This is a genomic window from Actinomyces sp. 594 (genome assembly GCF_019325145.1).
Classification (GTDB): domain Bacteria; phylum Actinomycetota; class Actinomycetes; order Actinomycetales; family Actinomycetaceae; genus Actinomyces.
On record NZ_PIZC01000065.1, the window covers coordinates 52,242 to 78,060 of the forward strand.

Annotated in this window: 21 protein-coding genes and 1 riboswitch; of the genes, 16 read left to right on the forward strand and 5 right to left on the reverse strand. The window is 68.9% G+C overall.

The features are described from left to right. Positions 1–77 precede the first annotated feature (77 nt). Positions 78–1,409: a tryptophan synthase subunit beta gene (trpB, locus tag GZ998_RS11420; protein WP_162678408.1), complete on the forward strand. Its 1,332-nt coding sequence runs from the start codon at positions 78–80 to the stop codon at positions 1,407–1,409. A 40-nt stretch (positions 1,410–1,449) separates the two neighbouring features. Here trpB (GZ998_RS11420) and GZ998_RS11425 read toward each other — a convergent pair whose 3' ends face one another. Next, on the reverse strand, positions 1,450–4,494 hold the full coding sequence (locus tag GZ998_RS11425) for a glycoside hydrolase family 3 protein (protein ID WP_219109895.1): 3,045 nt from the start codon (positions 4,492–4,494) through the stop codon (positions 1,450–1,452). 422 nt (positions 4,495–4,916) lie between these two features. On the opposite strand from GZ998_RS11425, the gene GZ998_RS11430 reads away from it, so the two are divergent. The 7 genes from GZ998_RS11430 to GZ998_RS11460 all read left to right on the forward strand — a co-directional run bounded on the left by GZ998_RS11430 (position 4,917) and on the right by GZ998_RS11460 (position 13,339). Beyond that, entirely contained in the window at positions 4,917–6,602 is a 1,686-nt protein-coding gene (locus GZ998_RS11430; RefSeq protein ID WP_219109896.1) for an anthranilate synthase component 1, read from the forward strand. A 1-nt stretch (position 6,603) separates the two neighbouring features. Further along, positions 6,604–7,239, forward strand: coding sequence for an aminodeoxychorismate/anthranilate synthase component II (locus tag GZ998_RS11435; RefSeq protein WP_161924293.1), 636 nt, complete (start codon positions 6,604–6,606; stop codon positions 7,237–7,239). Between the two features lie 53 nt (positions 7,240–7,292). Next, positions 7,293–8,420, forward strand: coding sequence for an anthranilate phosphoribosyltransferase (trpD, locus tag GZ998_RS11440; protein ID WP_162678410.1), 1,128 nt, complete (start codon positions 7,293–7,295; stop codon positions 8,418–8,420). Beyond that, on the forward strand, positions 8,417–10,699 hold the full coding sequence (gene trpB, locus GZ998_RS11445) for a tryptophan synthase subunit beta (RefSeq protein ID WP_161924294.1): 2,283 nt from the start codon (positions 8,417–8,419) through the stop codon (positions 10,697–10,699). The genes trpD and trpB (GZ998_RS11445) overlap by 4 nt, the downstream gene beginning before the upstream one ends. 1 nt (position 10,700) lies before the next feature. Beyond that, entirely contained in the window at positions 10,701–11,576 is an 876-nt protein-coding gene (gene trpA / locus GZ998_RS11450) for a tryptophan synthase subunit alpha (RefSeq protein WP_162678411.1), read from the forward strand. Positions 11,577–11,939: 363 nt separating this feature from the next. Further along, complete coding sequence (locus GZ998_RS11455) at positions 11,940–12,152, forward strand: hypothetical protein (RefSeq protein ID WP_219109897.1); 213 nt, start codon at positions 11,940–11,942, stop codon at positions 12,150–12,152. Beyond that, entirely contained in the window at positions 12,149–13,339 is a 1,191-nt protein-coding gene (locus GZ998_RS11460) for a YeiH family protein (protein WP_219109898.1), read from the forward strand. Before GZ998_RS11455 ends, GZ998_RS11460 begins: the two co-directional genes overlap by 4 nt. A gap of 369 nt (positions 13,340–13,708) precedes the next feature. Here GZ998_RS11460 and GZ998_RS11465 read toward each other — a convergent pair whose 3' ends face one another. After that, entirely contained in the window at positions 13,709–14,506 is a 798-nt protein-coding gene (locus GZ998_RS11465) for a hypothetical protein (RefSeq protein ID WP_219109899.1), read from the reverse strand. Positions 14,507–14,910: 404 nt separating this feature from the next. Here GZ998_RS11465 and GZ998_RS11470 point away from each other — a divergent pair, with 404 nt between their 5' ends. The 8 genes from GZ998_RS11470 to ribH all read left to right on the forward strand — a co-directional run bounded on the left by GZ998_RS11470 (position 14,911) and on the right by ribH (position 22,198). Then, positions 14,911–15,321, forward strand: a complete 411-nt coding sequence (locus GZ998_RS11470) for an ABC transporter permease (protein WP_219109900.1) — start codon at positions 14,911–14,913, stop codon at positions 15,319–15,321. A gap of 127 nt (positions 15,322–15,448) precedes the next feature. Continuing rightward, entirely contained in the window at positions 15,449–16,081 is a 633-nt protein-coding gene (locus GZ998_RS11475) for a type II toxin-antitoxin system PemK/MazF family toxin (RefSeq protein WP_219109901.1), read from the forward strand. A 229-nt stretch (positions 16,082–16,310) separates the two neighbouring features. Beyond that, complete coding sequence (rpsT, locus tag GZ998_RS11480) at positions 16,311–16,571, forward strand: 30S ribosomal protein S20 (RefSeq protein WP_161924300.1); 261 nt, start codon at positions 16,311–16,313, stop codon at positions 16,569–16,571. A gap of 247 nt (positions 16,572–16,818) precedes the next feature. Continuing rightward, entirely contained in the window at positions 16,819–18,306 is a 1,488-nt protein-coding gene (locus tag GZ998_RS11485) for a DUF1846 domain-containing protein (protein ID WP_161924301.1), read from the forward strand. Between the two features lie 68 nt (positions 18,307–18,374). Continuing rightward, positions 18,375–18,503: riboswitch (FMN riboswitch) on the forward strand. Positions 18,504–18,589: 86 nt separating this feature from the next. Continuing rightward, complete coding sequence (gene ribD, locus GZ998_RS11490) at positions 18,590–19,696, forward strand: bifunctional diaminohydroxyphosphoribosylaminopyrimidine deaminase/5-amino-6-(5-phosphoribosylamino)uracil reductase RibD (RefSeq protein ID WP_161924302.1); 1,107 nt, start codon at positions 18,590–18,592, stop codon at positions 19,694–19,696. Then, positions 19,696–20,334 (forward strand): riboflavin synthase, encoded by a 639-nt coding sequence (locus GZ998_RS11495; protein ID WP_219109902.1) that lies wholly within the window; start codon positions 19,696–19,698, stop codon positions 20,332–20,334. Before ribD ends, GZ998_RS11495 begins: the two co-directional genes overlap by 1 nt. A gap of 134 nt (positions 20,335–20,468) precedes the next feature. Further along, positions 20,469–21,725, forward strand: a complete 1,257-nt coding sequence (locus GZ998_RS11500) for a bifunctional 3,4-dihydroxy-2-butanone-4-phosphate synthase/GTP cyclohydrolase II (protein ID WP_237564389.1) — start codon at positions 20,469–20,471, stop codon at positions 21,723–21,725. Continuing rightward, positions 21,722–22,198, forward strand: coding sequence for a 6,7-dimethyl-8-ribityllumazine synthase (gene ribH / locus GZ998_RS11505; RefSeq protein WP_162678416.1), 477 nt, complete (start codon positions 21,722–21,724; stop codon positions 22,196–22,198). The genes GZ998_RS11500 and ribH overlap by 4 nt, the downstream gene beginning before the upstream one ends. A 41-nt stretch (positions 22,199–22,239) precedes the next feature. Here ribH and holA read toward each other — a convergent pair whose 3' ends face one another. From holA to GZ998_RS11520, 3 genes are read right to left on the reverse strand one after another with little or no spacing between them, the layout of a single operon-like run. Beyond that, positions 22,240–23,274: a DNA polymerase III subunit delta gene (gene holA, locus GZ998_RS11510; protein WP_162678417.1), complete on the reverse strand. Its 1,035-nt coding sequence runs from the start codon at positions 23,272–23,274 to the stop codon at positions 22,240–22,242. 3 nt (positions 23,275–23,277) lie between these two features. Beyond that, positions 23,278–25,014: a ComEC/Rec2 family competence protein gene (locus GZ998_RS11515; RefSeq protein WP_161924307.1), complete on the reverse strand. Its 1,737-nt coding sequence runs from the start codon at positions 25,012–25,014 to the stop codon at positions 23,278–23,280. Further along, positions 25,011–25,802 (reverse strand): ComEA family DNA-binding protein, encoded by a 792-nt coding sequence (locus GZ998_RS11520; RefSeq protein WP_203233828.1) that lies wholly within the window; start codon positions 25,800–25,802, stop codon positions 25,011–25,013. Before GZ998_RS11520 ends, GZ998_RS11515 begins: the two co-directional genes overlap by 4 nt. Positions 25,803–25,819: the final 17 nt, after the last annotated feature.

Here is a 25,819-nt window from a genome sequence, read left to right on the forward strand (position 1 = left end):
TTTGCTCGCCGCCGACAGCGCCTCTAGCCTCGCGAACGCGACCGCCGTCGGGCGGTGGAGACAGCAAGGAGGCACTCATGCGCACCCCCGCCGGACCAGACGCAGCCCTGCCCGGGGCAGCACCCACCGCCAACCGCGTGCCCACCGGGCCACTCGGCCCCGACGCACCCGGCTACACCCCTCCCCCGCCAGGTGCAGACACTCCGCGCGAGACGATCCTGCCCGCCTACTTCGGGCGCTTCGGCGGCCAGGAGGTGCCGGCGGAGCTGCTGCCCGCACTTGACGAGCTCGAGGCCGCCTTCGTAGAGGCGGTGGCCGACCCCGCCTTCGAGACGGAACTAGCAGGCCTGCGGGTCGACTACCTGGGTCGGGAGACGCCCATCTTCGAGTGCCGGCACCTACCGCTTTCCGGGAGCGCCCGCATTGTGCTCAAGCGGGAGGATCTCGCCCACGGTGGCGCGCACAAGGGCAACAACGCGCTCGGCCAGGCGCTACTAGCCAAGCGCATGGGCAAGCGCCGCCTGATCGCGGAGACCGGCGCCGGCCAGCACGGCACCGCCACCGCCATGGTGGCGGCGCTGATGGGCATGGAGTGCACCATCTACATGGGCGCGCACGATGTGGAGCGGCAGCGCCCCAATGTGGAGCGCATGGAGCTGATGGGGGCCACCGTGGTACCGGTAACCGCCGGGCAGGCGGGCCTGAAGGATGCGATCGACGCCGCCCTTTCCGAGTGGTGCACCCGGTTGGAGGACACCTTCTACCTGATGGGCTCAGCCACCGGGCCGCACCCCTTCCCCACTATCGTGCGGCACTTCCAGGAAGTGATATCCAGCGAGTCCCGCCGCCAGGTGCTTGCGCGCTACGGCACCCTGCCCGACGCGGTGATCGCCGCTGTTGGGGGCGGCTCCAACGCGATCGGAGCCTTCGCCGCCTACCTGGATGACCCGTCAGTGCGGCTGATCGGCGTGGAGCCGGCCGGGCGCGGCCTGGCCACCGGCGAGCACGGCGCCCCCATCAGTGCCGGGCGCACCGGAGTGCTGCACGGCATGCGCTCCTTCGTCATGCTCGACGACGACGGCACGGTCCTGCCCTCCCACTCGGTCTCCGCCGGGCTCGACTACCCGTCGGTGGGCCCGGAGCACGCCTACCTGGCTGACGCCGGACGCGCCGAGTACGTGGCCGTCACCGACGCCGAGGCGCTGGAGGCCTTCCGGCTGCTCAGCCGCCACGAGGGCATCATCCCGGCCATGGAGTCCGCGCACGCCGTCGCCCAGGCGCTGAAGATCGCCCGCGGCCACGCCGAGCGGACGGCGCCGGGCGAGCCCGACGCCGTCCCGCTGCTGCTGGTGAATCTGTCCGGTCGTGGCGACAAGGACATGGACGAGGTGCGCGAGCACTTGTCCTGACGGTGGCCCCCGCCTCCGGCCTGGACTCGTCTTCAGCGGCTCACTGGTCAGCCGCCCGGGACCTGGCCCGCTTTGAGCGCCACCGCAGCACGACGGCCGTCATCGCGCCGACGCAGACCAGGCAGGCCACTACGTCGATGAGGATCGCCCTGGTGGTCAGCCGGTCCAGTCCGCCGTCATCGGTCTCCACGGTGTAGTTGCCGGAGTTGGCCACCGTGTAGAGCACGTTCTTCGAGGCCTGCCGCAACGCCGTCACCATGGTCGGCGAGTCGGGATTCTCGATCTGGGAACGCGCCTGTGAACCCATCCCCAGCATGATGTCGTTGCCGTTTAGCACCGAGTCCATGGTGATCTGGTATCCATAGGAGCCGTACCAGTCGGTCAGCACCATGCCCTCAAATCCCCACTCGTCGCGCAGGACGCCGTTGAGCAGATCTGCATTGGCTCCTGCGTACCGGTTGCCGATGAAGTTGAAGGCGGACATCACCGCGTAGGGCCCCTCCGCCCGGTTCTTCACCACGATCTCGAAGGGCCTCAGGTAGATCTCCCGCACCGTCTGCTCGGTGGCGAAGGTCTGCAGGAAGGTGCAGCGGTTGATCTCCTGGTCGTTCATCGCGAAGTGCTTGATGTAGGGGTACACGCCCTTAGCCGCAGAGGCGTTCGAGGTGGCCGAGGCGATCCTCCCGGCCAGCACGCCGTCCTCGGAGTAGTACTCGAAGTTGCGGCCGCCGAAGGCTGTCCGGTGCATGTTCATGGCGGGGCCGTACCAGCCGTAGATGTGCGCATCGACGAACTCCTGGGCGATGCCTGCACCAACCTCAGAGGCGAGCTCAGTGTTCCAGGTCTGGGCAATGAGCACCTCGGCCGGGTAGGGGGTTCCCATGACGCCGATGACCCAGTCGTTCAGGCCGGCGGGTCCATCTGAGTCGAGGGTAGCCCGCTTGTCGATGGAGCCGATGGCCACCGTCTGGAATCCGCCGACGGCAACCAGCTCGGACATCTCCTCCACGGTGAGCTGATCCAGCAGCCGCTCCCACTGCTCGTCGTCATAGGCCAGGCCGGTCATGTCCCGTAGGGTCAGGTCGCCGCTGGCGCCGGTGGTCGGCATAACCGCGTCCGGGTCCTCGTGGTCGGCCGGGTTGTAATTGGCCACCGAGTAGGAGTCGATGAAGGCCTTCTCCTCCTCGGTCATGGTCAGGTTCTCGGCACTCGGCGCGGCCGTGGCCTCGTCGTAATTGGCGAAGCCGTCCGCGCGGGACAGGTAGGTGGCATCGCCCGCGGAGTAGTCCTCGAAGCGGTTGGTGGCCGTCTCACCGTCAGAGGCACGCCCATCGGTGGAGTAGTCAATGTCCGCCTCCACCGTGAAGGTCTCCGAGTCCAGCACGGTGTGCGAGTCAGAACGCGCTGAGATGACGTACTCGCCGGCCTCCAGCACGTACCCGCCCCCCTCGGCCTTAAAGCCGGAGGAGTCGTAGGAGGCCAGCTCCTCCTTGGGGATCACGAAGTCGACCGCCTGGGTGGCACCGGGTTCCAGCAGGTCGGTCTTGGCGAAGTCAACCAGGTTGACGGAGGCCTTTTCGATCCCGCCGTTGGTGTACGGCGGCGTGGAGTAGAGCTGAACGACATCCTTGCCGGCCACGTCGCCGCTGTTAGTGACGGTGACCGTCACCTGTACCTCGTCCCCGTCGGCGTTAAAGGCGGTGATCTCGTGGTTGAAGTCGGTGAATGACAGCCCGTAGCCGAAGGGGTAGCGCACGGCGGCGTCGTAGTCGAAGCCCTCCACGGCGTCGTCGTAAGCGGTCTCGTAGTAGCGGTAGCCGACGTAGATGCCCTCGTTGTAGCTCACGCGGCCGAGCACGCCCTGGAAGCCGGGGTCGGCTGCCGTGTACTGCTCCACCAGGTCATCGACGCCCGTGTAGGTGAAGTTGCCGAAGTTGTTGTAGGCGGGCGTGGAGGTCAGGTCGTTGATGAACATGTCCACGGTGCGACCGGAGGGGTTGACCTGGCCGGACAGGATCCGCCCCAGCGCCCCCATGGCGTTCTGCCCGGTACCAGGCGCGAGCAGCACGGACTTGATGGAGGGGTAGTCGTCCAGCCAGTCCAGCTCCATGGTGTTATTGGAGTTGATCAGGACGATCACTTGGGGGAAGTTGTCGTTGACGATCTGCAGCATGTCCTTCTCGGTGCGCGAGAGCTGAAGGTAGTGCTCGCCGGACTCAAAGTCGTCGTAGTCGCCGTTATTGGTGTACTCGGAGTCAAAGTAGCGGTAGCGCTCGTTACCTCCCGCCACGGTGTTTGACATCTCGGCATAGTCGCCGTCGATGACCGCCTTCATGTCGGTGGGCAGATCCTGCCCCTCGCCGCCGGAACGGGCCAGGACAACCACGGCAGTGTCCGAGAACTCCTTGGCCTCGCTGAGCACCTCGTCGGTATAGGCGTCTGCGGTGGGCTCAGGCAGGCTCCAGTCAGTGAAGCCGATCGTGCCGGTGGTGCCCAGGGACTCACGAGTGTCCCGGTAGGCGGTGTACATCTCGGTCAACGTGTCGTTGGTGGTGTAGCCAGCATCATGCAGGGAGTCCAGGACGCCGGTGGCGCTTGACATGTCGGCCGCTCCGGAGCCGGTGCCGCCGTAGATCGGGATGGTAGAGGCCCAGCCGAATACGTTGAGGCTGGTCGTCTCGGCGGGTAGTGGCAGCAGGTTGTCATCGTTCTCGGCCAGCACGAAGCCCTCGTCACCGACGCGTCCAATGACCTCCTCAGAGGCGTCACGCGAGGCCTGCGAGACACTGCCCTGACCGTTCACGAGGATGGATACGGTCGAGTGGAGCGGACCAAATACCACCAGGTTGCCGATGAGGACCACGGACAGGACCGTGGCCAGTCCAGCTCCCCAGCGCCACAGGTGCCGGTCGCCCCGCCTGGCGAACCAGTGGGCGCCAATCGCCACGGCGACGGCCACAACAATGATCGCGACGAGGGCGTAGATGTAGCCCGCACAGTTGTGCACGTATGTTTCGACGTCGGCAGACGAGACTCCCATGCCGCCAAGGATCGGCGTCAGGAAGTCGATGATGAGTTCGAGCACGTTGCTCTCCTATGAGCCGTTAGGAACAGGTGGGCGGGGTCGTTTGGGCGGCGCGAGCACGGCGCCGCCCGGGCCATCATTGGCATGCACTACTTTATGACACCCGTCACTCGCAGGGGCGGGCTGCGCACAATCTGCTCACCGGGCCGCATATCCTGTCCCGTGATCCCCCATGATCATGGTGCTCGCCCGTGCCGCCACCGCCCCGGCCCGTCTCACCACGCGTCACCGATTTGGCGGGCTCAGCACGACGCTCTACTGTTCACCTATGACCGCGTTCCGCACCAGCCAGTGGTGGTGGCTCCCCAGTGGGCGAGCCACTCGCGCCGCATAGTAGGCGCCGGATTACAAGAGCTCGCCACCAGGCGGGCTCTTCGCATACGGGGCGGATCCCACCGGTGGCACCTACAGGAAGGTACCCCATGACACTTCCCCCACCCGCCGTGCTGACGCGGTCGGTGCGCTACCAGCACGATGGCGGCACCCTGCTGGAGCACCTGGCGCGCCGGAGTCTGATCTCCACCACAGTGGACGTCTCCGAGAACCCACGCCCCCTCGACGCCGTCCTGCTGGAATCGGTCGATATTGCCACCAAGGTCTCCCGCACCACGATCGCCGTCCTGGAGGCATCCGCCCGCCTGACCTGCCAGGGCCACACCGTCGTCGCCGAGGCACTCCCCCAGGCAAGCGCCGACGGCACCGCCGCCCTGGACCGGCTGCGCGCCGCCCTCCCCGCGTATGTCACCGCCGACACCGGCGCTGCCCTCACCCTGGCCTTCCCTGCCGCCCCCGACGCGGTGGAGGAACGTGAACGGCTCAAGGCCACCTCTACCATCGAGCCGCTGCGCGTGCTGGCGGCGACCGCTGTGGACCACCCGCACCTGCCGCTGGAGGCGGGTGTATTCGCCTTCGACTATCTGGCCACCTTCGAGGCGCTGCCCGAGGTGGCGATGGGCGCGAACACCTGCCCCGACTACCTCTTCTACGACGCCCGCATCATCCTGGTGATCGACCACCCCACCCGCACCGCGACACTGGTTGGTGCCTCGGTGGACGCCGCCGACCTGGCCGCCCGCCTGGATGCGCTGGCCGCCGCGGCAGACGCCTTCGCGGATCAGGTGCCCGCCGCCGACGCCGCGGACCCCACGCCCGCGGGGCGGGCCGCCGCTGCCGAGCAGCGTCCGCCCTTGCACGCCGTACCCACCCAGTCCGACTCCGACTACGCCGCCGCGGTGGAGACCATGAAGGAGTCCATCGCCGCCGGGGATGTCTACCAGGTGGTGCCGGCCCGCGGCTTCACCCTGCCCTGCCCGGATGCGCTGGCCGCCTACCATGCGCTGCGGCAGTCCAACCCGAGCCCGTACATGTTCTACGTCGGCGCCCCGGACTTCGAGCTGCTGGGGGCCTCCCCGGAGTCTGCGCTGCTGCACTCGGCCAAGACCGGGCAGGTCGCCATTCGGCCGATCGCCGGCACCCGCCCGCGGGGCCTGGCTCCCGACGGCGCCGTCAACCACGAGCTGGATACGCGCCTGGAGCTGGAGCTGCGCACTGACGCCAAGGAGGTAGCCGAGCACGTGATGCTGGTGGACCTGGCCCGCAACGACGTCGCCCGGGTGTCTGTCCCCGGCACCCGCAGAGTCGAGGACCTCCTGCGCGTGGACCGCTACAGCCGGGTCATGCACCTGGTCTCGGAGGTGTCCGGGCAGCTGGCCCCGGACCTGGACGCACTGGACGCCTTCCGCGCCTCCATGACCATGGGCACACTCACCGGCGCCCCCAAGCTGCGGGCGGCCGAGCTGATCCGGGACGCCGAGGGGGTACGGCGGGGCAGCTACGGCGGCTCGGTCGGCTACTTCCGGGGCGACGGCGAGCTGGACACCTGCATCGTCATCCGCTCCGCCTTCGTACGCGAGGGCACCGCGCTGGTGCAGGCCGGGGCGGGCGTGGTAGCGGACTCGGTTCCCGCCGCCGAGGCGGCCGAGACCGTGCACAAGGCCAGCGCGGTGCTGGCGGCAGTCGCCGCCTCCCAGGGAGCCGAGCTCGTCATCGACACCGGCGCGGCCGACGCTCCGGTCCCTGCGGCCACAGCACCGGAAGCGAGGCACTGATATGCACGTGGTCCTGCTCGACAACCGCGACTCCTTCGTCTACAACCTGGTGGACCAGTTCGCCTCCTTGGGGGCGAGCATCGAGGTCTACCGCAACACCGCGCCGACGCCCACGGTGCTGGAGGCGCTCGCGCCCGCCGACGGCGAGTCGCCGCGTCCGGTGCTCTGCCTGTCCCCCGGCCCGGGCCACCCGCGCACCTCGGGCAACCTGATGGAGCTGATCGGCTCCGCCCTGGACCGCGGTATCCCCACGCTCGGAATCTGCCTCGGGTTCCAAGCGATTGTTGAGGCCTGCGGCGGTGACATCGGGCGAGTCGGCCCCGTGCACGGGCGCAGCGTGCGCGTGGAGGTGACCGAGGCGGGACGCACCGACCCGGCCTTCCGGGCCCTGCCCGACGGCCGTCTGGACGTTGCCCGCTACCACTCACTGGGAACCCGCGCACTGCCGCCGGCGCTGGAACCGCTGGCGGTGACCGGTGCCGGCGACCCGGTCGGCCCCGGCGTAGTAATGGCGGCCCGGCACCGCGCCCGGCCCATCGTCGGGCTGCAGTTCCATCCCGAGTCCGTGCTGACGCCGCAGGGTCCTGGAATACTGCACGCGCTCACGACCGACCTCGCCCGGGCGGCCACTGCCTGAACCCACCACATCCTCGTACTGCGCACATCAACCCCGTCTTCAAGGAGCAGCTCATGAACCCCGCACCCACCGAGAACAACGCGATGAATACCGCCGTGAATGAAGCCGTGAGTAATGCCGACGCCGCAGACTCCGCGCCCGCCATCGCTCATGCCGAGGACGCCCACCGCTTGCTACGTGAGGTAATTCAGGGCAAGCGCCTGACCCAGGACGAGACCGGAATCGTCTTCGCCGCACTCGGTGCCGGCGACCTTTCCGAGGCCGAGACCGCCGCCCTGCTGGCTGCGCTGCACGCCCGTGGTGAGACCGCCGATGAGGTGGCCGGCGCCGCGAGCGCCTTCCGGGACGCCGCACGTGCCTTCCCCGAGGTCACTTTCCCGCTGGTTGACGTAGTCGGCACCGGTGGCGACGGCGTGGGCACCATCAACATCTCCACCGGCGCCGGCATCGTGGCGGCATCCATGGGGATCTCCGTGGCCAAGCACGGCAACCGGGCGGTGTCCTCCAAGACCGGGGCCGCCGACGTCGTAGCCGCCCTGGGCCTGCCCCTGGACGTCACCCCGGAGCAGGCGGTGGAGATCCTGGCCCGTGACCACTTCACCTTCCTGTTCGCCCAGGCCTACCACCCGGCCATGCGGCACGTCGCCCCGATCCGCAAGGCCCTGGCCACGCCCACGATCTTCAACGTGCTGGGCCCCCTGCTCAACCCCGCCCACCTGACCTACCAGCTGATGGGTGTTGCGAACCCTGACATCCTCGACATGATCGCCCAGACCATGGTCAAGCTGGGTCGCAAGCGGGCCCTGATCGTGCACGGGGCCGGCACCGATGAGATCGCTGTGCACGGCATCACCCAGGTGCGGGAGGCCACCCCGCGCGGGGTGAAGGCCTACGAGGTCACGCCCGAGGAGCTGGGAGTGCGCACCTACGCCCTGGAGGATGTGCTGGGCGGCGAGCCGACGGAGAACGCGGCCCTCCTGCGGGAGGTGTTCGCCGGCCGGGGCGAGCCGGCCCACCGCGACGCGATCGCCGTCAACGCCGGGGCGCTGCTGTACCTCGCCGGACCCGCCGACAACCTGGCCGATGGCACGCGCATGGCTCTGGAGCAGCTGGCCAGTGGCCGAGTTGCCGAGCACCTGGACTCCATGACCAAGGCCGCCGCGGAGGATGAGGCCCGATGAGCGGCGTCTCCACCCCCGGTGGTGCCCGGCCGGAGCGCCGTCCGGTGGATGAGCGTCTGATCGCCACCGGCACCGTCCTGGATACGATCGTGGCCGCCCGGCGTGAGCGCCTGCCCGAGCTGCGCGCCCGCTTCGGGCACCTGCGCGCCGAGCAGCTGGAGCCCTCCCGGCGCTCCTTCGCAGATGCGCTGCGCACCCGCACCGGCGGGCACGCGAGCCCGCGGCCCGCGCTGGTCATGGAGTGCAAGTCCGCCTCACCCTCGCGCGGCACCATCCGCTCCAGCTATGACCCGGCCGCGCTGGCCCGCGCCTACGCGCCGTGGGCGGCGGCGGTGTCCGTGCTGACCGAGCCGGACCGGTTCAACGGCTCCTTCGAGGACCTGGCCGCCGTGCGCGCGGTGGTGGATGTGCCGGTTCTGTGCAAGGACTTCATCGTCGATCCGGTCCAGGTGCTGGCCGCCCGCAGCCTGGGGGCGGACGCGATCCTGCTGATGCTCTCGGTGGTGCCCGACGACGTCTACGCCGAGCTGGCACAGCTCGCGCACTCGCTGGGCATGGAGGTGCTCACGGAGGTGTCCACCCCGGAGGAGATGCACCGGGCCGCCACCCTGGGTGCGCGGGTGATCGGTATCAACAACCGCGACCTGCGCACGCTGGCCACCGACATCTCCCGCACCGAGCAGATGGCGCCGCTGGCGCCGTCGGGCGTGGTGCTGGTGGGCGAGTCCGGGGTGGAGACCGCCGACGACGTGCGGCGCCTGGCCGGGCAGGTAGATGCCCTGCTGATCGGCTCGACCCTGTCCGCAGCCCCCGACCCGGGCGTGGTGGCCGAGGTGCTGGCCACCGCCGTGCCCATGCCTGCGAGGGGTGCTGCGCGCCCCGCTGCCGCCGACGCCGCCGAGCCCAGTGTCGGCGCAACAGACGCGGTCCCGGCGCGCCGGGAGCACGCCGACCACACGCACCCGCGGTTGAGTGCCTACTTCGGCCCCTATGGCGGCCAGTACGTGCCCGAGCTGCTGATCCCCGCCCTGGACCAGCTCGAGGACGCCTTCATCGACGCCCAGTCGGACCCGTCCTTCGCCGCCGAACTGGACGAGCTCATGCGCCGCTACCTGGGGCGCCCCACCCCGGTCACGGAGCTGCGCAACCTGCCCCGGGAGGGCAACGCCCGTATCTTCCTCAAGCGGGAGGACCTGGTGCACGGCGGCGCCCACAAGGGCAACCAGGTGCTGGGGCAGGCACTGCTGGCCAAGCGCATGGGCAAGACCCGCATCATCGCCGAGACGGGCGCCGGCCAGCACGGCACCGCCACCGCCATGGTGTGCGCACTGCTCGGCCTGGACTGCACCATCTACATGGGTGCCACCGACGTGGTGCGGCAGGCAGCCAATGTGGAGCGCATGGAGCTGATGGGGGCGCGGGTGGTGCCCGTGGCCAGTGGCGCCGGCACCCTGAAGGACGCCGTCAACGAGGCCCTGCGCGACTGGACCGCCTCCTTCGCCACCACCCACTACCTGCTGGGCACGGCCGCCGGGGCACATCCCTTCCCCACGATCGTGCACGAGTACCACCGCTGCATCTCCCTTGAGGCACGCGCCCAGATCCTGGCCCTGACCGGGCGGCTGCCCGATCAGGTGATCGCCTGCGTGGGCGGCGGCTCGAACGCGATCGGCATGTTCTCCGAGTTCATCGACGACGTCGGCGTCGGCCTGGTCGGGGTGGAGCCCGCCGGCGAGGGGCTGGACACGCCCCGCAACGGCGCCCCCATCAACAATGGCACCACCGGCATTCTGCACGGCGCCCGCAGCTACCTGATGCGCACGCCAGAGGGCCAGGTGGAGGAGTCCTTCTCCGTGTCGGCGGGGCTGGACTACCCCGGCGTCGGTCCCGAGCACGCTTGGCTGGCCGACTCCGGGCGCGCCCGGTACGTGGCGGTCACCGACGACGAAGCGGTGGAGGCCTTCCGCCTGCTGAGCCGCTGGGAGGGCATCGTCCCGGCCCTGGAGTCCGCCCACGCGCTCGCCCAGGCGCTGAAGATCGCCCGCGAGACGCCCGCCGACGCCCCCACGCCGCACCTGCTGGTGTGCCTGTCCGGCCGCGGGGACAAGGACTTGGAGCAGGTGCGCATGCGCCTGGGCGGCACCTTCTCCGAGGACTCCGCCGTGGCCCGGGCCGCCGCCATGGTCGAGGAAATGGGCAAGCGCACCGAGTACCTGTCGCTGGCGCGCGCCGGGGCGGCCGCCTCGTCCGTGCCGGGCCACGCGCAAGAGGAGGCCTGAGATGAGCCGCTACCCCGCCATGTTCTCCCGCCTAGCAGACGCCGACGCGGGCGCCTTCGTGCCCTTCGTCATGGTCGGCGACCCCACCCCGGCCGCGTCCGAGGCCATTATCGAGGCGCTCATCGCCGGCGGTGCGGACGCCCTGGAGCTGGGCACGCCCTTCTCCGACCCGGTGGCCGACGGGCCGACGATCCAGCGCGCGCACCTGCGGGCACTGGAGGCCGGGGCAGGTCTGGCCGACTGCCTGGAGGTGGTGGCGCGGGTGCGCGCGCGCCACCCTCAGCTGCCTATCGGCATGCTCATCTACGGCAATGTGCCCTTCGCGGTCGGCCTGGAGGAGTTCTACGCCCGCTGCGCCGCCGCCGGGGTCGACTCGGTGCTGCTGCCGGACGTGCCCGTGCGCGAGTCCGCGGAGTTCTCCGCCGCCGCGGCGGCCGCCGGGATCGACGCCGTCTACATCGCCCCGCCGTCGGCAACTGCCCAGACCCTCGACGCGGTGGCCAGGGCCTCCCGCGGCTATGTGTACGCGGTCTCCCGGGCCGGAGTGACCGGCACCGAACGCGCCTCCTCAACCGTGGGACTGGCGCAGTCGGTGGCGCGGCTGCGCCAGGATGCGGCCGCGCCGGTGATGCTGGGCTTCGGCATCTCCGGCCCCGAGCAGGTGGCCGAGGCGATCGCCGCGGGCGCGGACGGGGCGATCTCCGGCTCGGCCGTGGTCAAGCTCGTGGAGGCGCATACCCCGGCCCTGGCGGCGGCTGCGCGCACCGCTGGTGAGGACTCGCCCGAGTACGCCGCCGCAGTTGCGGCCCTGCAGGCCGAGCTGCGCGACTTCGTCGCCACCATGAAGGCCGCCACCCACCGAGACCGGCACCAGTAACACGCCGAAACCGGCACTCGTTACATACCGAGACCGGCACTTGTTACGTGCCGAGAATCACCGTAGTTCGCCATGCGGACAGGTCTGGATAGTCCCCTCCGCCCTGCCCTATTGTCCAAAGCGTGTTCAGTCCTCTCCCGTTCCGTTCGGTCGTCGGCACCGCCGTCGACCGCTTCGGCGCGGCCGAGATGTGTATGTGTCGCGGTATCCGCATCACCGCTGCCGACTGACACGCCCTTCCCTTGACACGAGCTGCGTCGGCAGGTGCCTGCCGACGACTCCTGATGTGTTTGTCCCTCTTACGGGCCCCATTTGTCGGGGCAGGCCCTGGCGTGTACGCAGCAGTACCCGAAAGGTCTGCCCATGCCCCCTACCAGTAACACGGGCCGTCATACCAAGGCTGTGGACGACCACGTGGACGACCACGTGGACGTCCCACCCACCGAGGTCATCCCGCCCGACGGCGACGGAAAGTTCTCCCTGAGCGAGGACTGGCTCGCCACGATCACCGGACTCGCCCTGCTCGGCCTGGCCCTGCTCGGCATCATTCCGGACATCTCGGGGTGGTTGGGATGACTGCTGCCGGCCGCATCAGCACTCCCGCCAACACCGTCCCCGACGCCGAGCGCAGCCCCAGCACTCGCCAGGAGACCGCCGCCCCGGGCTGGACCCTGCTCGGACTCGTCATCGTCGTCGGCCTGGCCGCCGCCGTCGACTACCTGGACAGCCACGTCCCCGTCTGGAGCGAGGGCACCTGGTTCGGCGCGATCGCCGGAACGATCGAGTTTCCCGTATACGCCATCGCCCTGGGCTTCGCCGCCAATGCCCTTCTGTCGACGCTCGGCGTCATCGACCGTCTCTCGGCGGCGTTCCGCACCGAGTTCTTCATCAAGACAGGCCTGGTACTCCTGGGGTCCACCGTCAATATCAACGTGATCGCCTCGGCGGCGGCGCCGGCGATCATTCAGGCCCTGCTCATGATCTCGACGGTCTTCCTGTTCACCTGGTGGATGGCCGGCCTGCTGCGCGTGGAGCCGCACCTGAAGGCGCTGCTCGCCACCGCCCTGTCGGTCTGCGGGGTCTCGGCCGCCGTGGCGGCGGCGGGAGCCGTCAACGCCAAGCGGGAGCAGCTCGCCTACACGGCCGGACTGGTTGTGGTCTTCGCCCTGCCGAGCATCTTCCTGCTGCCCTGGCTCGCCGCCCTGATGGGGCTGTCTGCGCCGGTTGCGGGCGCCTGGATCGGCGGAAACATCGACACCACCGCGGCCGTGACCGCCGCCGGTGCCGTCGCGGGTGAGGACGTGCTCGAGTTCGCCGCGATTGTGAAGATGACGCAGAACGCCTTGATCGGCTTCGTAGCCGTGGGCCTGTCCCTCTGGTTCACCCTGCGCGTGGACCGCGGCACCGACGGCACCGCCGCGTCCCGTCCCGGTTGGCACGAGGTCTGGCAGCGCTTCCCGAAGTTCGTCCTCGGCTTCATCGCCGCGTCGGTGCTGGTCTCCGCCATCGCCGCCGCTGCGCCCGGCCTGGTCGCGGACGATACCAGTTGGTTGAGCACTGGCCTGGCCTCCGCCAAGGCGCTCCAAACCCTGTTCTTCACCCTGGCCTTCGTATCAATCGGCCTGGAGTTCCGTGCTGGCGCCCTGCGGGAGGCCGGCTGGAAGCCCGTGCTGGTGTTCCTCGCCGGCACGCTCTGCAACCTGGTGGCAGGCCTGCTCTACGCCCAGGCCCTGTTCGGCTGGGTCTTCGGCGGACTGTTCTAGCGGTTCCGGTCGGGGTAGGCGGTGTACCTTCCCCCGCACCGCCGACGCCGACCGGGACCAGGCCGCGTCCCGATCCGGACGGTTCCGGTTGGCTATGGCGCGGGCTCGGTACACACGACCGGCAGCATTAGAGAACCCGCCACAGATAAACACAAGTCATTCACCAACCTAAACAGAAAGGCGCCCCATGTTACTAGGCCTAGCATGAGATTGCCAACACAGGCAAGCTCACAGCAGACGCACCCGCCAAGCATATGCCAAGCACATATACCGCACACCGCCTAGCAGCCGGAACATCCGCACACAAACTGCACCCAGCGCCCCAAAGTTCCCACTAATCCCAACGAACACTTCGGGCTGCGCAGCATATCAACTATCGCGTAACCACCTCACCTGCACATCATTGAGTTCAGCCGGAAATACCGAATCAACTTCCGAAAATGACTCCGAAAGTTCCACTGTCACAGTATCGCCAAGAGCCTCTAGTTTTTTGTCGCCCAGGTTCGCCCTGCCTCCCTCAATACCCGCCAACGCCGAATACACCTTACCAGGAATAGCTATTTCGAGGTCACCCCCCAAAAGATTCGCAACAACAAACTCACTTCCGCTTATATATTCACTGCGCACATCACCATTCCGAGATTCATCCTCAATTTCTCGAAATGCTCTCACGACAGGAAGATAATGTGCGACATCGACAAGGATGCGCAAGCGCTCAAGGTCACACCGATCGTCGCCACCCGCTTCAGGGTCAACCAAATGGCTGCGCCAAACGCTACCCTGCTTAGTACTTTTGGCGCCGATCGCCGCGTCCGAAAAATGAGCAACAGAGGCGACGTGTATAGCGTTTGCCCCCACAAGGGACCTGACTTCCCTCGGAGGGTTATTGACCTGCTTGACCGCACTAGCGACCACCGCTTTAGTTCCTCTATTTGTCCTACCTTTCGCCTCAAATAGTGCGCTACCATCAAAGACAACCCCTGAACTCGACACACGCCTCCTGTAGCCGACAAGGTCCGGCCTACTGCCCCGCAGCACCTTTCCAGACAGCGCGAGCACACGGTCCACGTGCACCAACGGATACACACCAAACACCCTTTCAGCAACAAGCCCGCATTGAACCATGCCGAGAAAATAGCTAATCGCTACCTTTTCCGAAGGATCCATCCGATCGTACGCACCACTCCGGCGCCACCGCCTCCCGCCTCCGTCGACCTTAGTTTCCTCCAAGCTCGAAGCGACCATATAGCAGCGCCATATGAGTTCAAGAAGCGGGCGCCTTGGCCACTTATTTATCTGACCTGGATCACCTACAGCACCAGCGTGTCGTTGCAGTTCTCGCAGGGGCGCAGACACGTTACCTACTGGATTCTTTACGCGCAAGGAGTCTTTAGGGCATCCGACAACTTCGTACGGGATTTCAGGGAAATTCGTCTTGGGCATGTGCCGAGTGTAACAGAAAGTGACTGACAGGACGACCGTTTAATCAAAGCACTAGCTATCCTCGCCGCAGGACGTGAGACGCTGACGCTGCACTAGCTATGAGAATGCCGCCGCTTCACACTGCTCCGATGCTGATCGCACTCACCTGTCTGTCAGGTCTGGTGCTCCTGCACCTGGATGGGGGCCTGCCCATCGGCTTCACGGTCTGCGCACTGCTGGCGGTGGTGGCGGCAGTGCCGCTGGTGGGCTTGCAGTCGGCCCTGTCGATGCGGCTGCGGTCCTTCGCTGCACCCGTGGCCCTGGGGCTGGCGGGAGCGGTCATCGGCATTGCCGTCACCTACCAGTCGCGGTCCCTGGCAGGGATGTGGCCTTACTCGCTGGTGACGCGGGCGCTGACGCTTGGACCGAGCGCCCTGACCGACGCCGGCGGCCTGGAATGGAGCAGCGTCGGCCCCGTCCTGGCCTGGGCCGCGGTGGGCGGCGCGGTCTTCTGGGCACTGCTGGCACGTATGGCGGATCCGCCAATACCTCGGGCCTAGCCGAGTGCCTCTCGCGCCCGGGCCCGTGCCCCAACCGGTCGCGCGTTCGGGGCGGCTCCACGCGTGCGTGTGGCTGGAAGTCGTGTGTGTGGCAGCAGGTCGTACCTTCGACGATAGGGTCTGCTCCATGTCCTCCCCACTGCTCAAGCGGATCGCCAGAATCTTCGCCTCCACCGCCAAGGATGCGGTGGCTGACGCGATTGACAAGGAGCTGGCCGGAGGTGAGAAGTCGCGCAAACGCGCCGTAGCCGACTCCGGGCCAAGGCGGCCGGGAAGCGCAGGCCAAGGCGTCTCCCGCACTACCTCCCTGCCGGGTGCCCGCAGCTCCCGCGCAGGCGCGCACGACGGCGTCGCCGGCTACGACGTCGCCTCCCTGGGCCTGCCGGACTTCACCTACTCCCCCGACCCCGACGGCGACGCCGATCCTGGCGAGGTGGTATGGACCTGGGTGCCCTTCGAGGAGGACCCCACCCAGGGCAAGGACCGGCCCGTACTCGTCCTGGCGCGGCACGGCAAGCGACTCGTCGTCGCGCAGCTGACCAGCAAGGACCACGATCTCGACGCCGCCCAGGAGGCCCGCTGGGGCCGCTACTGGCACGATGTCGGCACCGGGCCGTGGGATTCCAAGGGCCGCCCCAGCGAGGTGCGCCTGGACCGGCTGCTGCTCGTGGAACCCGATGTGGTGCGCCGCGAGGGTGCCACCATGAACCGGTCCACCTTCAACGGCGTCGTTACTGCCCTGCGCGCCCACTGGGCCTGAGCACACGAGGCGGTCGGAAGTAGCGCGACGCACCTCACGTCAGCGGGGCTCATCCGGCCGGGATTAGTGCCTGCGCCTGGTGCTAGAGTGCCCTTTGGACCTCTGGCCTGGCCGGCTTCGGGGTCCGGCGATCGGGCCTGCCGGGTGCTTCCACCACCTCAAGTCCGCCCGTAGCGCCAACCCTCTCTCCGGCCATTGACCATTCAGACACCAGAAAGCTTCACTCACAGTGGCGAACATCAAGTCTCAGATCAAGCGCATCAAGACCAATGAGAAGGCCCGCCTGCGCAACAAGTCCATCAAGTCCGAGCTCAAGACCTACGTGCGCCGCACGCGCGAGGCCGTCGAGGCCGGCGACAAGCAGGCCGCCGAGGAGCATCTGCGCAAGGCCTCCCGCAAGCTGGACAAGGCCGTCTCCAAGGGCGTCATTCACCGCAACCAGGCCCGCAACCGCAAGTCCAAGCTGGCCAAGCGCGTCAACGCCATGTGATCGTTGCGCATCCAACTGCGCCACGAGGGGGCGTCTCTCACAGGAGGGACGCCCCCTCCGCATTTCTTCCCTCATCCCTGCTGCGCAATACACCAGACTCCCCTGGCGGTCCGGCCCCGTCCCGGAAGGCACGTGAGACTTCCATCCATTGGCGCGGTTCTATCGGCATGCGCCGATGGCGTTACGATTCCTCAGGCCGGCGTCCTACCGCCAGGCCGCACCATTGAAGCGACCGCGAGGAGAAGGCATGCGTATCGGGTTCGATCGGGACAAGTACCTCAAGATGCAGTCCGAGCGCATCGCCCAGCGGCGCGCCCAGTTCGGCGGCAAGCTTTACCTGGAGTTCGGCGGCAAGCTCATCGATGACATGCACGCCTCCCGTGTCCTGCCCGGTTTCACTCCCGACAACAAGATCGTGATGCTCGCCGAGCTGGCCGACGACGTCGAGATCATCGTCGCCGTCAACGCCAAGGACTTCTCCCGGAACAAGATCCGCGCCGACCACGGCACCTCCTACGAGGACGAGGTGCTGCGCCACGTAGACGCCTTCCGCGACTACGGGCTGTACGTGGGCAGCGTGGTGATCACCCAGTGGACGGATGACAACCAGCAGGCCGCCGAGTTCAAGCGCAAGCTGAACAAGCTCGGAATCAACGTCTACCGCCACTTCCCGATCCCGGGATATCCCAACGACGTGGCCCGCATCGTCTCCGACCAGGGGTACGGGCGCAACGAGTACATCGAGACGTCCCGCGATCTGATCGTCGTCACCGCGCCGGGGCCGGGCTCGGGCAAGATGGCCACCTGCCTGTCGCAGATCTACCACGACCACATGCGCGGCATCTCCTCCGGCTACGCCAAGTTCGAGACCTTCCCCATCTGGAACCTCCCACTTGACCACCCCGTCAACATCGCCTACGAGGCCGCCACCGCCGACCTCGACGACGTGAACATGATCGACCCCTACCACCTGGCCGCCCACGGCGTACAGACGGTCAACTACAACCGCGACGTCGAGGTGTTCCCGGTACTGTCCCGCCTGTTCGAGCAGATCATGGGCGCCTCCCCCTACGCCTCTCCCACCGACATGGGGGTGAATATGGTCGGCTACTGCATCAGTGACGACGCCGTGTGCCGGGAGGCCTCCAAGCAAGAGGTGATCCGCCGCTACTACAAGGCGCTGGTGGTGGAGAAGCGGGACATGCTCGAGCCGGTCCAGTCAGGGCGCATCGCCCTGCTTATGAGCAAGCTCGGCATAGCCAAGGAGGACCGTCCCGTGGTCCGGCCGACGCTGGAACTGGCCGCTGCGACCGACGCCCCTGCGGCGGCCATTGAGCTGCCGGACGGAACGATCGAGCTGGGCAAGACCTCCCCGCTGCTGGGCTGCTCCTCCGCCATGCTGCTCAACGCCCTCAAGCGCCTGGCCGGTATCGACCCGGAGGTGGACCTGCTGGCCAAGGAGTCGATCGAGCCGATCCAGACCCTCAAGACCCGCCACCTGGGCAGCCGCAACCCGCGCCTGCACACCGATGAGGTGCTGATCGCGCTGGCGGTGTCCGCCAACGGGGACGCCAACGCGGCCCGCGCACTGGACCAGCTGGGCAGCCTGCGCGGCTGCGACGTGCACACCTCAACCATCCTGGGGCCGGTGGATGAGGGCATCTTCCGGTCCCTGGGGATCCAGGTGACCAATGAGCCGGTATTCGCCACGAAGTCCCTCTATCGCAAGAAGTAGTGACGCCTTGGCGCGAACCGCTGGTGCCAGTGACCGTAACTCGGTATATTCACCGCGACGAGACATTCTCGTGTGCTCTGGGGTCGGTGTAAGTCCGAGCCGGCGGTGACAGTCCGCGACCCGCCCGCAGCTGCGGGCGGCTGACCAGGTGAGACTCCTGGACCGACGGTGATAGTCCGGATGGGAAGTGCACACGGGCACTCGGTGCTGCGGCGCGCTATCTTCCTGCCGTCCGCTACACCCGCGTGTCCTCTCCCCCAGCGCGCCCGGGAGAGAGGATCACATGACCGCATTCTCATTGGCGGAGCGGGCCGCGATGCTGCGCGCCATCGCCATCGCCGCCTCGCCGGACGCCCCCGCCGGCCCTAATCCCCGCGTCGGTTGCGTCATTGTCTCCCCCGCCGGCGACGTCCTGGCCGAGGGGCATCACCGTGGCGCAGGCACTGCCCACGCCGAGGTCGACGCCCTGACTAGTCTGGCAGCAAAGGGCATCAGCGCGCGCGGCACCACCGCCGTCGTCACACTTGAGCCCTGCAACCATCAAGGCCGTACCGGTCCTTGCACCCAGGCGCTCCTGGACGCCGGGGTCGCCACGGTCGTCTACGCGCTGGCGGATCCCACTGCGCAGGCTCGGGGTGGCGCGGAGGCGCTCGCAGCCGCCGGGGTCAGCGTCAAGCGGGGTATTTACGCCGAGCAGGCCGCTGAGCTCATTCGCCCGTGGATCTTCGCCGTCACCACGGGCCGTCCCATGGTGACGTGGAAGCTCGCGGCGACCCTCGACGGCCGCATCGCCGCCGCCGACGCGACAAGCCGGTGGATCACCTCCGCTACGGCCCGGCATGACGCCCACCGGCTGCGCCGGGACTGTGACGCCATCATGGTGGGTACCGGCACCGTCCTGGCCGACGACCCGGCCCTGACCATCCGCGACCAGTCGGGGCGGCCGGCACCTGACCGACTGCAGCCGCTGCGGGTGGTTGCCGGCTCGCGGCCGATCCCGCCCACCGCACAGGTACTCGCCGACGCCAACCACCTGCTGCTGCCGCAGCACGATCCGCACGCCGTTCTGGCCACCTTGGCATCCAGGCAGGTCCGCCACGTCCTCCTGGAGGGCGGCCCGACCCTTGCGGCCGCCTTCCTGCGCGCAGGCCTGATCGATGAAGTGGTCGCCTACATTGCGCCCGCGCTGCTAGGTGCGGGGCCCGCCGCCGTCGCAGACTTCGGAGTGTCAACAATCGCTGACATCCTGCGGCTCGAGCACGTCAAGGCTGAGGTCCTGGGCGCAGGCGAGGATCTTGTGGTCCGGGTGGCCGGCGAACCCGGCGGCCGGCACCGCGCCGTCTCATCAACCACCCCGCTCACCGGCATGAATACCGAGGAGATTCACTAATGTTCACGGGAATTATCGAGGAGCTCGGGCGGGTCATCCGGCTCGACACCCGCGCAGAGTCCGCCCGGCTCACGGTAGCCGCACCCACCGTCACCGCGGACGCCCGGGAGGGCGACTCCGTCTGCGTCAACGGCTGTTGCCTTACCGTCGCCGAGCTGCACGACGGCGCCTTCACCGCAGACCTGATGGCGGAGACGCTCACGCGCACGGCCCTGGGGATGCTTGCTCCCGGGGACCGCGTCAACCTCGAGCGGGCGCTGCGCATGGGTGACCGGCTCGGCGGCCACGTGGTCCAGGGCCATGTCGACGCCGCAACCGAGGTCCTTGAGCGCCGGCACGGGGAGAACTGGGACCTCCTGCGAGTCGGCCTGCCTCAGGATCTTGCCCGGGCCGTCGCCGCCAAGGGCTCGGTCGCCGTCGACGGGGTATCCCTGACCGTGGTCGGCGTCAGCGCCGGCGGCGGCAGGGGGCCTGACCGGGACGAGCCGTTCTTCAGCGTCAGTCTCATTCCCGAGACTCTGCGCCGTACGACACTCGGTATCAGGATGCCGGGCGACCGGGTGAATCTGGAGGTAGATGTCATGGCGAAGTACGTCGAGCGGCTCCTGGCCGCAGACTCCCACCTGGAGGAGGAGTGAGCATGCCCTCCAGCTGCCCTCCCACGGCGCAGCGTGGGCCCGCGGGCACCCAGCCGGGCCACCGCCCCGGCGGTCATGACGGCACTCGCCTTGACACCGTCGAGCAGGCCCTTGACGCGCTCCGGCAGGGCCGCATGGTCATCGTGGTCGACGACGAGGGCCGGGAGAACGAGGGAGACCTCGTCTTCGCGGCGGACACGGCCACGCCCCAGCAGCTGGCATTCGCGATCCGCCACTCAACGGGCATCATCTGTGTTCCGACGACGGCCGGTGAACTAGACCGCCTGGACATCCCCATGATGACCGAGCACAACACCGATCCCAAGCGGACGGCCTTCACGCTGAGCGCCGACGCCAGCCTTGGGATAACCACCGGCGTGAGCGCGGATGACCGGGCACGCACCATTCGCGTCATAGCCGACCCCGGGTCGGCGCCGGCCGACCTCGTCCACCCCGGCCACGTGTTCCCCCTGCGTGCACGCGAGGGCGGAATCCTGGCGCGCCGTGGGCACACGGAGGCCGCCGTCGATCTCATGCGCCTATCGGGACACCGGCCGGTCGGGGTCCTAGTCGAGATCGTCAACGACGACGGAACCATGGCGCGCCGCCACCAACTACGGGAGTTCGCCGACGCGCACTCACTGCCCATGATCTCGGTCGAGGACCTGGAGCGCTTCCGGTGGCTGCACGAGGAGCTCGTCGAGAAGGTCGTCACCGCGCATCTGCCCACTGCGCACGGGGAGTTCACCGCGCACGCCCTGCGCTCCAGGGTAGACGGCGCCGAGTACCTGGCACTCGTGTGCGGCAGTATCGCGGACGGTGAGGATGTCCTCACCCGAGTGCACTCCGCCTGCCTGACCGGCGACGTGCTGTCCTCCCTGCGCTGTGATTGCGGTCCGCAGCTACGCGCCGCGATGGAGGAGATCAGCGCTCGCGGACGCGGTGTGCTTGTCTACGCCTCCGACCACGAGGGGCGCGGCATCGGCCTGATCGACAAGCTGCGGGCCTATGCGCTTCAGGAGGCGGGCATGGACACCCTGGATGCCAACGTCGCCCTGGGGCTGCCGGTTGATGCGCGCAGTTATGCCACGGCCGCCCAGGTGCTGCGTTTCCTGGGAGTGCGCTCGGTGGAGCTCATGACGAATAATCCGGACAAGGTTACGGGCCTGGAGCGTTACGGGGTGCGCGTTTCCGCCCGGCGGGCGACCCCGACCTTCACCAATGGGGAGAACCTCGCTTATCTGCGTACCAAGCGCGATCGCATGGGCCATCTGCTCGCCGGCCCTGAGCTCGGTGATGCATCGCCCGCAGTCGTACCGCAGTCCGCTGATCCCGCCGCCAGCGTTCGACCCGCACACACCAGTACCAGAGCAGAAGGAGCAGCACGATGAGTGGAACCGGGGCACCGGAGCAGAGCGCGCCGCGCGCGCCAGGCATGCGGGTGACGGTTGTCGCCGCGCAATGGCATGAGCAGGTCATGGACGGCCTGCTCGCGGGGGCACTGCGAGCCGTTGAGGACGCGGGGGCGCAGGCAAGCGTCGTGCGGGCGGTCGGTTCCTTCGAGCTGCCGATCCTCGCTGCCGCTGCCGCGCGGGGCGGGGCCGAGGCCGTGGTTGCGCTGGGAGTCGTCATCCGCGGCGGCACCCCGCACTTCGACTACGTGTGCCGGGCCGCCACCGATGGGCTGAGCCGAGTTGCCCTGGACACCGGGGTGCCGGTGGGGTTCGGCCTGCTCACCTGCGATACCGAGGCCCAGGCGCTGGCCCGTTGCGGCGCTCCGGGATCCGATGAGGACAAGGGCTACGAGGCGGCGTGCGCGGCGATGAGCACAGCGCTCACGCTGGCCCGCCTCGCGGACGGCTGAGCAGTGGGGGCCCGCGCCCGTCGCCCGAGGCGGGCGCGGTCCTAGGAGGCGCGCCGGGGAAGCCGGCCACGGCGGGCGTCACAGATCGTGAGCACCGCGCGTTCGACCGCGTAAACAGGGTCGCGGGAGGCGCCCTTGACCTCGGCGTCGGCGCGGGCCACCGCCTGGATCGCAACGGCGAGGGCGTCATCGGACCAGCCGGCCAGTTCACGGCGGGCGCGATCGGCCTGCCACGGCGCCATGCCCAGGTCGCGGGCCGTCACTCCCCGGCGACCGCCCATGGCGGCAACCCGGGCGAGCTGACGTATCTTCATGGCCAGGGCGGCGACGATGGGCACGGGATCGGTGCCGGTAGCCAGGGCGTGCCGCAGGGCGGTGACGGCCTTGACGACGTTCCCGGCCGCGGCTGCGTCGGCAACAGTGAAGCCGGTGGCCTCGAAGCGGCCGGCGTAGTAGGTGTTGACTGCCTCTACGGTGATCGTTCCCTGGGTGTCGCTAACCAGCTGCTCGGCTGCGGCGCACAGTTCCCGCAAGTCGTTGCCGAGGGCGTCCACCAGTGCGCCGACGGCCTCGGGATCAATGCGCCGTCCGGCGCGCCGCACATCCGCACCCACCAGGGCGGCCTTGTCCTTGGGGGACTTCACCGCCTGGATAGTCACTACCGGGTAGGGGGACTTGGCCAGCGCCTCCAACAGCTTCTTGCCGCGCTGGCCGCCATTGTGCCGCAGTACGACGACGACGTCTGGGGCGGGTGCCGGCACATAGGCGAGTAGGTCGGTCAGCAGCGCGTCAGTCATCTGCTCAAGGGAGGGGATGAGCACTAGCTTGGGCTCACCGAACAGGGACGGTGATACCAGCGTGTCCAGCTGGTGGGACTCGTAGGTGGCGGCCTCCACGGTGCTGACCTCCGTGGCCGGGTCCTGCTGACGTGCCTGGGCCAGGAGCCGGGCGACGGCCCGGTCGGCCAGCAGCTCCTCTCCCGCTCTTATCAGCACGATGGGCGCGAGGCGCACCTCGTCCCAGGCGGGTCCGTCGGGGGTACGACGCGCGCCGCGGGAGGGTCGTGAGGTTGCCATGGCTCATAGCCTGCCACGCCTGCGCCGACGAAGCGTGCGACGCCGCCCCCGCCAGTAGGCGGCGGCGATCACTGCGGCTTCAATACCCGCCAGCAGTAGCGCCCCGGTAATGTGCCCCGGCCAGTTGACCGATGCCCCGGGCAGGCGGGCGAAGGCGCGGGCCACTAGTACCAGCCAGGCGCATGACGCCGTCGCCGGCCAGGCTATGAGGACCGCGGCCCGCGGGCTCAGCGGTGACACCAGGGCCGCGAGGATGCCGCACACGGTTGCCACCGGCACCGGTGGGGCGGCGAGCACATTTGCCGGCACCGACCAGATCCCTACGGTCGGGCGCAGCAGCACCAGCACCGGGGCGCAGGCGAGCTGCGCAACCAGCGGGAGCGCCACCCCGGCGGCCAGTGGACGTGGCAGGCGCCGGGACAGCACGGCGGTCAGCGGCGCAGAACCGAGGAGGATGCCGGCCGTGGCAAGCACCGACAGTGCGAAGCCGTAGTCGCGGGCCTGCCAGGGATCAAGCAGCAGCAGGACGATCACGCCCGCGCTGAGGGCGGGCAGGGAGGCGGAGCGCCGTCCCGCACCCACGCCCAGCAGCATCACCGCGCCCATAGCCGCCGCCCGCAGCACGGATCCATCCGGCCGCACAAGCACCACCAGCCCGGCCAGAACCAGTGCCCCCACGGCGGCGCGCGCCCATCGGGGCGCAGCCCCCAGGGCGGCCAGCACCAGCCCCAGGACGATGGCGACGTGCTGGCCGGACACTGCGGTCAAATGCGTCATAGAGACAGCCCGCATGTCCTCCCGCACCGGCGTAGGCAGGGCGTGGTCGTCGCCGAGGGCGACGCCGGGCACCAGGGCGCGGGTACCGGCAGGCCAGTCCACTCCGGTCCGCGAGGGGTCCGCGGCAGGCGCGGTCGGCTCTGGTCCCACGGCGTCGCCGAGCCCGTCCCTTAGCCGCGCCACGATGCTCAGGAGGCCCGTGGCCGGGCCGGTCACGCTCACGGTCGCGTTGGCGCCGATGATGGCCGCCTCGCTCTTACCGGGGGCAGCGGGGCGCAGCCGCGCCCGCACCCGCACCGGCGCCCCCAGGGGGACCGCCAACCAGTCGGCGTCTCCCAGGACAGTGGCAGTCAAGTGTGAGGGGGCACCGTCGACGGCGTCCACGGACAGCGCGGAGAGTACGGTCGTGCGCCTGGATGTAGCGGTGGCACGCGGAGTACGGGTGAGCGTGCCAGTCAAGGTGACGGTGCGCTCCTCCTGTGCGGCGATTGTGAGCGGGTCGCGAGCGCGGGACCAGGAGTCGGCTGCTGTCACGGTCAGCACTGCCGTGATGGTCAGGGCCAGGGCAAGCAGGGAGGCCGCCAGTGAGCCTACGGCCGAGTCCTCAAGGTAGCCCGCCCCGGGCCTGGGATCGTGCCGGTGACGAGGAGGGCGGAACCGTGCCGCCGCCGCGCCGAGTGGCATCGCCGCGGCCACGGCGACCAGTGCCCCCAGCAGAGCTGGGGACCAGGGGCGGGGCCCACCCAGACCCACAGCCCAGAAGGCGGACGCCCAGGCCGCTGCGGCGGCTGGCGCCAGCCGCAGGTCCAACGGTTCCGGGGCGCGGTCCCTGGTGGCATGACGAGTGCGAGGGCGCGGGGACAGGCGTCGCAGCGTACTGGGCTCGTCCCAGGGCGCGACGTCCGCGCGGGGCGCGTTGCGGCCCGCGGGGCGTCGTTGTAGGAACCGGCTCGTTCGACTCATACCGCCGCCCGGTCCCGTAGGGCCTCGAGCTTGGCCGCACCGATGCCGGAGACACTCGTCAGCTCGTCTACAGAGGCGAAGGGGCCGTGCTCATTTCGGTAGTCGACGATGCGCTGGGCCAAGGCCGGACCGATACCGGGCAGCGCCTCGAGCTCGGCGGCGTCAGCGGTGTTGATGTTGACGCGCCCGCCGACGGTCGTGCCCGAGCCCTCACTGCCGGTGGCGCCGGAGTCGGATCCGGCCTGCTCACCTATGCCGCCGCCGGTGTTCCAGGCAGAGGCGTCCTCCCCCACGTGTGGTACGCGCACCTGTTCGCCGTCGCTCAGGGTGCGGGCGAGGTTGAGCTGGTCGGTATCCGCGTCGGGCAGCGCTCCGCCGGCGGCGTCGATGGCATCCACGACCCGCGCGCCCGCCGGGAGCACGACCACGCCGGGACTGCTCACGGCTCCGGCCACGTGCACCACCAATTCGCCGGCCATGCCCGTGCTCACAGCGGTGCTCTCCGGGGCCTCGGGACCCGGAGCCGTTGCGGTGGCAGGGGTAGTTTCGGGAGCGGGCGCCCGTGAGTCGGCTTGGGGCGTCGACGGCGGCGCCATCAGGACTGTCCTGAGTGCCAGGGCGAGTGCGACCACCACCAGGGCCATGCCGAGGCCGATTGCCGCCCTGGGGGCGAGGGCGAGGCGACGGGGACGGCGCACGGGCTCCGCGGGGTCGGTAGAGCAGGCGATACGCACGAATTCGTCCAGGGAGCGCCTGCCCACACGATCCGCCACCCGCTTGCCGCTCATAGGCCGACGGTAGAGGT

Bases quoted from the DNA above. Each gene is read 5' to 3' on its own strand.
- holA (WP_162678417.1), bottom strand. From the start codon at position 23,274: ATGGCAACCTCACGACCCTCCCGCGGCGCGCGTCGTACCCCCGACGGA.
- GZ998_RS11435 (WP_161924293.1), top strand. From the start codon at position 6,604: ATGCACGTGGTCCTGCTCGACAACCGCGACTCCTTCGTCTACAACCTG.
- GZ998_RS11460 (WP_219109898.1), top strand. From the start codon at position 12,149: ATGACTGCTGCCGGCCGCATCAGCACTCCCGCCAACACCGTCCCCGAC.
- GZ998_RS11515 (WP_161924307.1), bottom strand. From the start codon at position 25,014: ATGAGTCGAACGAGCCGGTTCCTACAACGACGCCCCGCGGGCCGCAAC.
- ribD (WP_161924302.1), top strand. From the start codon at position 18,590: ATGACCGCATTCTCATTGGCGGAGCGGGCCGCGATGCTGCGCGCCATC.
- GZ998_RS11495 (WP_219109902.1), top strand. From the start codon at position 19,696: ATGTTCACGGGAATTATCGAGGAGCTCGGGCGGGTCATCCGGCTCGAC.
- trpD (WP_162678410.1), top strand. From the start codon at position 7,293: ATGAACCCCGCACCCACCGAGAACAACGCGATGAATACCGCCGTGAAT.
- GZ998_RS11475 (WP_219109901.1), top strand. From the start codon at position 15,449: ATGTCCTCCCCACTGCTCAAGCGGATCGCCAGAATCTTCGCCTCCACC.
- trpA (WP_162678411.1), top strand. From the start codon at position 10,701: ATGAGCCGCTACCCCGCCATGTTCTCCCGCCTAGCAGACGCCGACGCG.
- GZ998_RS11520 (WP_203233828.1), bottom strand. From the start codon at position 25,802: ATGAGCGGCAAGCGGGTGGCGGATCGTGTGGGCAGGCGCTCCCTGGAC.
- ribH (WP_162678416.1), top strand. From the start codon at position 21,722: ATGAGTGGAACCGGGGCACCGGAGCAGAGCGCGCCGCGCGCGCCAGGC.
- trpB (WP_161924294.1), top strand. From the start codon at position 8,417: ATGAGCGGCGTCTCCACCCCCGGTGGTGCCCGGCCGGAGCGCCGTCCG.
- GZ998_RS11455 (WP_219109897.1), top strand. From the start codon at position 11,940: ATGCCCCCTACCAGTAACACGGGCCGTCATACCAAGGCTGTGGACGAC.
- GZ998_RS11465 (WP_219109899.1), bottom strand. From the start codon at position 14,506: ATGGATCCTTCGGAAAAGGTAGCGATTAGCTATTTTCTCGGCATGGTT.
- GZ998_RS11430 (WP_219109896.1), top strand. From the start codon at position 4,917: ATGACACTTCCCCCACCCGCCGTGCTGACGCGGTCGGTGCGCTACCAG.
- GZ998_RS11500 (WP_237564389.1), top strand. From the start codon at position 20,469: ATGGTCATCGTGGTCGACGACGAGGGCCGGGAGAACGAGGGAGACCTC.
- GZ998_RS11470 (WP_219109900.1), top strand. From the start codon at position 14,911: ATGCTGATCGCACTCACCTGTCTGTCAGGTCTGGTGCTCCTGCACCTG.
- trpB (WP_162678408.1), top strand. From the start codon at position 78: ATGCGCACCCCCGCCGGACCAGACGCAGCCCTGCCCGGGGCAGCACCC.
- GZ998_RS11485 (WP_161924301.1), top strand. From the start codon at position 16,819: ATGCGTATCGGGTTCGATCGGGACAAGTACCTCAAGATGCAGTCCGAG.